At 64.4% G+C, this 5,612-nt stretch carries 6 protein-coding genes and 2 tRNA genes; 3 read left to right on the top strand and 5 right to left on the bottom strand.

The window, feature by feature from the left end; all coding sequences use genetic code 11:
* The 5 genes from JYJ84_RS27160 to fdxA all read right to left on the bottom strand — a co-directional run.
* The coding region (locus JYJ84_RS27160; protein WP_205189680.1) for an AraC family ligand binding domain-containing protein at nucleotides 1–388 on the bottom strand (388 nt) is incomplete at its 3' end.
* A gap of 62 nt (nucleotides 389–450) precedes the next feature.
* Nucleotides 451–936, bottom strand: coding sequence for a CreA family protein (locus JYJ84_RS27155; protein WP_011351383.1), 486 nt, complete (start codon nucleotides 934–936; stop codon nucleotides 451–453).
* Between the two features lie 119 nt (nucleotides 937–1,055).
* Nucleotides 1,056–1,131: transfer RNA gene (locus tag JYJ84_RS27150), tRNA-Asn, on the bottom strand.
* A 75-nt stretch (nucleotides 1,132–1,206) separates the two neighbouring features.
* Nucleotides 1,207–1,282: transfer RNA gene (locus JYJ84_RS27145), tRNA-Asn, on the bottom strand.
* 102 nt (nucleotides 1,283–1,384) lie between these two features.
* Complete coding sequence (gene fdxA / locus JYJ84_RS27140; RefSeq protein ID WP_011351384.1) at nucleotides 1,385–1,708, bottom strand: ferredoxin FdxA; 324 nt, start codon at nucleotides 1,706–1,708, stop codon at nucleotides 1,385–1,387.
* A gap of 326 nt (nucleotides 1,709–2,034) precedes the next feature.
* Here fdxA and pncB point away from each other — a divergent pair, with 326 nt between their 5' ends.
* The 3 genes from pncB to JYJ84_RS27125 all read left to right on the top strand — a co-directional run bounded on the left by pncB (nucleotide 2,035) and on the right by JYJ84_RS27125 (nucleotide 5,459).
* A complete protein-coding gene (gene pncB / locus JYJ84_RS27135; RefSeq protein WP_122944823.1) occupies nucleotides 2,035–3,234 on the top strand; it encodes a nicotinate phosphoribosyltransferase in 1,200 nt (399 codons plus the stop codon).
* Between the two features lie 88 nt (nucleotides 3,235–3,322).
* The gene (locus JYJ84_RS27130; protein ID WP_122944824.1) at nucleotides 3,323–3,985 is read left to right on the top strand and encodes a lactate utilization protein C; all 663 of its coding nucleotides are present in this window, start codon (nucleotides 3,323–3,325) and stop codon (nucleotides 3,983–3,985) included.
* Nucleotides 3,986–4,028: 43 nt separating this feature from the next.
* Nucleotides 4,029–5,459, top strand: a complete 1,431-nt coding sequence (locus tag JYJ84_RS27125; protein ID WP_175221291.1) for a sodium:proton antiporter — start codon at nucleotides 4,029–4,031, stop codon at nucleotides 5,457–5,459.
* Nucleotides 5,460–5,612: the final 153 nt, after the last annotated feature.

Genomic DNA, 5,612 nt, shown 5'->3' with positions numbered 1-5,612 from the left:
TGAGCCGGGCCGCAAGATCGGCGTCGCGAATCACGTCCGGCGCAAACCACGGCGCGTCCTGCGGGCGGCCGGCAATCGCACTCGTGAGTTCGCGGATGAATTCGACCGGCATGTAGCTGACGCGATAGCACCAGCCCTCGTCGGCCGCGCGCGAACCCGTATGCACCTCGCCGGGATTGATCACGGGCACGGAGCCGGTTTCGGCGACATAGCCGTTGCCGCGATAGGTGAAGCGTTCCGCGCCTTCGAGAATCACGGGGATCGTGTACGCGTCGTGCCAGTGGGGCGCGAACGTGTGGTCGCGATAGGTGGCCGTGACGAGATCCGCATCCGGCAGCAGCGGCGTGCGCCAGTAGCGTGCGGAGTCGGGAAGGCGGGTGGCGGACATGATCGGGCGCGGGAGCGGTCGAACCGACAGTGTATCGCTCGCGCGCCCGGCAGGCGCGCGCTTTACTTGACCGGAATCGTCGTGCCGGCCGGCATCGGCACCGCGGTGACGGCGTTCTTCGGGCTGCCGCTGACGATGCGGTCGCTGTAGGTCAGGTAGACGATCGTGTTGCGCTTGGCATCGACCACGCGCACGACGTGCAGGGTCTTGAAGATGAACGACATGCGCTCGCTGAACACGTCGGTTTGCTGCTTGAGCGGCTCCTTGAAGCTGATCGGGCCGACCTGCCGGCATGCGATCGACGCTTCGCTCGGATCCTCGGCGACGCCGAGCGTGCCCTTGATCCCGCCGGTGCGGGCGCGCGACACGTAGCAGGTCACGCCGTTTACGACCGGATCGTCATACGCCTCGACGACCACGCGATCGGAGCCGGTGACACGGAAATGGGTGTTGACGCTGCCGACTTCCTCCGCGTGCGCGAGCGGTGCCGCGGCGAACGCGGAAAGCAGGAGGGCGAATGGGGCTGAGCGGAGGAGGCGGTGCTTCATCGATGGAACCGGATGCGAATGCGGGACAGAGACTCTAGCATGCGCGCGACCGGGCGACGGAAGCCGAAAGGCGGGCCGGAAAAACAAAAGGCCCGTCGATTGACGGGCCTTTCGCTATTTGGCTCCCCGACCTGGGCTCGAACCAGGGACCTACGGATTAACAGTCCGGCGCTCTACCGACTGAGCTATCGGGGAATAAATCGGTACATCTGCGTGTTGGTTTGCCTACCAGCAAAAAGCCCGTCCACTTTCAACGGGCCTTTGCGTTTTTGGCTCCCCGACCTGGGCTCGAACCAGGGACCTACGGATTAACAGTCCGGCGCTCTACCGACTGAGCTATCGGGGAACAAACAACAACAGCAGAGAAACGAGATTATATGGAGCGTTGATCAAGCCGTCAACACTTTTGAGCCGCGGCGCACAAAAATTTTTTGCGGCCGCTGCGCGATCAGCGCTCGAGCAGGTGCAGCTTGTCCTGCACGTCCTTCCACTCGTCTGCGTCGGCCGGTGCCGGCTTGGTCTTCGTGATCGACGGCCAGTCCTTCGCCAGCTCGGCGTTCAGCGCGGTGAACTGCTGCTGGTCGCCCGGAACGTCTTCTTCGGCATAGATCGCATTGGTCGGGCACTCGGCGACGCACACTGCGCAGTCGATGCACTCGTCCGGATCGATGGCGAGAAAGTTGGGACCTTCACGGAAGCAATCCACCGGGCACACATCCACGCAGTCCGTGTATTTGCACTTGATGCAGCCTTCGGTCACAACGTGAGTCATTAAAACGCTCCTGCTTGGCGGTATATATGGGGTGGCGTTTGCGCCAAAACCGGCATTGTAACTGAAGCGCAAAACCCGCATGGCGTGGTCGGCTATCCGGCTTATATCGTTTCGTGATTAGTTTATGGTGGCCTGCCCAGGGGGCTCGCCGAAGGGACGCACCCACCGGGGTGTGTGTACCGTATACGCCGGTGTGGCCGGTGTGGCCGGAGCAGGGCGGCAGGCGGTTTCACGATGGTCGGGCCCGCATTCGGGTAACATGGCCGACAGACCGGGCGGCGCGCGGTGCGCCGAGGCCCTGTCACGATATTGGCGGTGCCGTAATCATGATCATCACTTCGCTGCTCGACACGGATCTCTACAAGTTCACGATGATGCAGGTCGTCCTGCATCACTTCCCTGCTGCAAGCGTCGAATACCGTTTCCGGTGCCGCACGCCCGGCGTCGATCTCGTGCCGTACATCGACGAGATTCGCGACGAGGTGCGCGGCCTGTGCGCGCTGCGTTTTTCCGACGTCGAACTCGACTACCTGCGGCGGATGCGCTTCATCAAGAGCGATTTCGTCGATTTCCTCGCGCTGTTTCATCTGAACGAGAAGTACATCTCGATCACGCCGTCGCCGAAGGGTAACGGCGAGATCGACATCGAGATCACGGGGCCGTGGCTGCACACGATCCTGTTCGAGATCCCGGTGCTCGCGATCGTCAACGAAGTGTATTTCCGCAACACGCAGCGCGAGCCCGACTATCGCGAAGGCCGCGAGCGGCTGTGCGAGAAAATCAAGCTGCTCGGTGCGAAGCCCGAGTTCGCCGACTGCAAGATCGCCGACTACGGCACGCGCCGGCGCTTCTCGAAGGTCTGGCACGAGGAAGTCGCGCTCACGCTGCGCGACGGCCTCGGCCCGCAGTTCGCGGGCACGAGCAACGTGCTTTACGCGATGAAGCACGGCATCACACCGCTCGGCACGATGGCGCACGAGTACCTGCAGGCATGCCAGGCGCTCGGCCCGCGGCTGCGCGATTCGCAGATCTACGGCTTCGAGATGTGGGCGAAGGAATATCGCGGCGATCTCGGGATCGCGCTGTCGGACGTCTACGGGATGGATGCGTTCCTGAACGACTTCGACATGTACTTCTGCAAGCTGTTCGACGGCGCGCGCCACGATTCGGGCGATCCGTTCGAATGGGGCGAGCGGATGCTGCGCCATTACGAGTCGAACCGTTGCGACCCGCGTACCAAAGTGCTCGTGTTCTCGGATGCGCTCGACATCCCGAAGGTCATGCAGTTGTACGAACGGTTCCGCGGCCGCTGCAAGCTCGCGTTCGGTGTCGGCACGAACCTCACCAACGATCTCGGCTACGTGCCGCTGCAGATCGTGATCAAGATGGTCCGCTGCAACGGCCAGCCGGTCGCGAAGCTGTCGGATTCGCCGGGCAAGAGCATGTGCGACGACAAGGCATATCTCGCGTACCTGCGCCAGGTGTTCGGCATCGCGCAGCCGGTCGAGGAAGACGCGTCGAAGTAAGCGTCGGCCGAACGGCCAAAACTGCGTTGGGGCGGGGTCGGCCGGTATAATCCGACGGTATCGCCCGCCAACGTCACGAGGACCGTTCATGGACACTTCCGCTGCCCGTCGCCAGATCCTCGCGCGCATTCGCGCGGCGCAGGGGCGTGCGGCCGAACCCGATGCGGCCGAGCGCGACGGCGTTGCCGACTATCTCGCCCGTCATCCGGAGGGCCCGCGCCCACCGGCGCCGGCCGATCTCGTCGCTGCCTTCGTCGACGAAGCGGTACGTCTGTCGACGACCGTCGACGAAGTCGCGACGCTTGCCGATGTCCCTGCCGCCGCGTCCCGTTACCTTTCCGCTCACGGCCTGCCGACGCAGGCCGTCGCGTGGCGCACGCTGGCCGATTTCGACTGGGCGGGCGCAGGCCTGTCGGTCGAATGCCGCAAGCCGCGCGACGGCGATCTGGTCGGCCTCACGGGCTGTTTTTGCGCGACCGCCGAAACGGGTTCGCTGGTGTTGTTGTCCGGCCCCGATACCTACGCATCGGCCGGCCTGCTGCCGGAAACACACATCGCGATCGTTCCCGCGTCGCGGATCGTCGCCGGTCATGAAGACGCATTTGCGCTGATCCGCTCGGAGCGCGGCGAATTGCCGCGTGCGGTCAATTTCGTGTCGGGCCCGTCGCGCACGGGCGATATCGAGCAGACCATCGTACTGGGCGCGCACGGTCCGTACCGCGTTCACGTGATCGTCGTACGGGGCGCATGACGCGCCCGCCGCATCCACTACCACTCGAACAAGGAAGTTCTGCATGAAACGACATGCCGCCTGGGCGGGCATGGCGTCGGGAATTGCGCTTGGCGCCGTTCCCGCGCTTGCATCGGCCGCAACGCTCGACGGTGCCACGCTGTCTGCTCTCTGGGGCATCCCGTTTGCCGGGATCCTGCTCTCCATCGCACTGTTCCCGCTCGTCGCCCCGGTGTTCTGGCATCACCACTTCGGCAAGATTGCGGCCGGGTGGGCGGTCGTGTTCCTGATCCCGTTCGCGTTCGCGTTCGGCGCAGGCACCGCGTTCGGCACGCTCGTGCATGCGCTGCTCGAGGAATACATTCCGTTCATCGTGCTGCTCACCGCGCTTTATACGGTCGCGGGCGGCATCTGCGTAAACGGCAACCTGCACGGCACGCCGAAGCTGAACACCGCGATCCTTGCGCTCGGCACGCTGCTCGCGAGCGTGATGGGCACGACCGGTGCCGCGATGCTGCTGATCCGGCCGCTGCTGCGCGCCAACGACAACCGCAAGCATGTCGTGCATGTCGTGATCTTCTTCATCTTTCTGGTCGCGAATGCGGGCGGGTCGCTGTCGCCGCTCGGCGATCCGCCGCTGTTCCTCGGCTTCCTGAATGGCGTGAGCTTCTTCTGGACGACCACGCACCTCGCGCTGCCGATGCTGTTCATCTGCGGTGTGCTGCTGACGCTGTTCTTCGCGCTCGATACGTACTTCTACCGGAAGGGCGGCGAGGAGCGGCCGGCCGTGCTCGACCCGACACCCGACAGCGACAGGCTGTCGATCGACGGCAAGATCAATTTCGTGCTGCTTGCGGCCGTGATCGGCCTGGTGCTGATGAGCGGCATCTGGAAGCCGGGCATCACGTTCGACGTATGGGGCACGCACGTCGCGCTGCAGAACCTCGTGCGCGACATCGCGCTCGTGGGCGTGACGCTCGCGTCGCTCGCGCTGACGCCGCGCTCCGCGCGCGAGGGCAATGCGTTCAACTGGGCGCCGATCGAGGAAGTCGCGAAGCTGTTCGCGGGGATCTTCGTGACGATCGCGCCGGTGATCGTGATCCTGCGCGCCGGTGCCGACGGCGCGTTCGCGCAGATCGTCCATCTCGTCACGGGGCCGGACGGCAAGCCGGTCGACGCGATGTACTTCTGGGCGACGGGCATCCTGTCGTCGTTCCTCGACAACGCACCGACCTATCTCGTGTTCTTCAACCTCGCGGGCGGCGATGCCCAGTCGCTGATGACGACCGGCGCGTCGACGCTCGCCGCGATTTCAGCAGGCGCGGTGTTCATGGGCGCGAACAGCTATATCGGCAACGCACCCAACTTCATGGTGAAGGCGATCGCCGAATCGCGCGGCGTGAAGATGCCGAGCTTCTTCGCGTATCTCGGCTGGGCGCTGGTCGTGCTGATACCGGTATTCCTGCTGACGTCGTGGCTCTTCTTCACGGCGTAAGCTGACGATTTTCAACCTAAGGCGGGCGGTCCCGGCGGCGCACGACGCGCTGCGATCCGCCCGCGGCATGCGGAGATGGCGATGCAGAAGATCCTGGTCGCGCGTCCGATCTTTCCGGACGTGATCGAGCGCCTCAAGCAGTATTTCGACGTC

Origin of the sequence: Burkholderia sp. LMG 13014 (genome assembly GCF_905232215.1) — a bacterium.
Taxonomy (GTDB): Bacteria; Pseudomonadota; Gammaproteobacteria; order Burkholderiales; family Burkholderiaceae; genus Burkholderia.
This window is presented reverse-complemented; position numbering and strand designations above follow the sequence as displayed.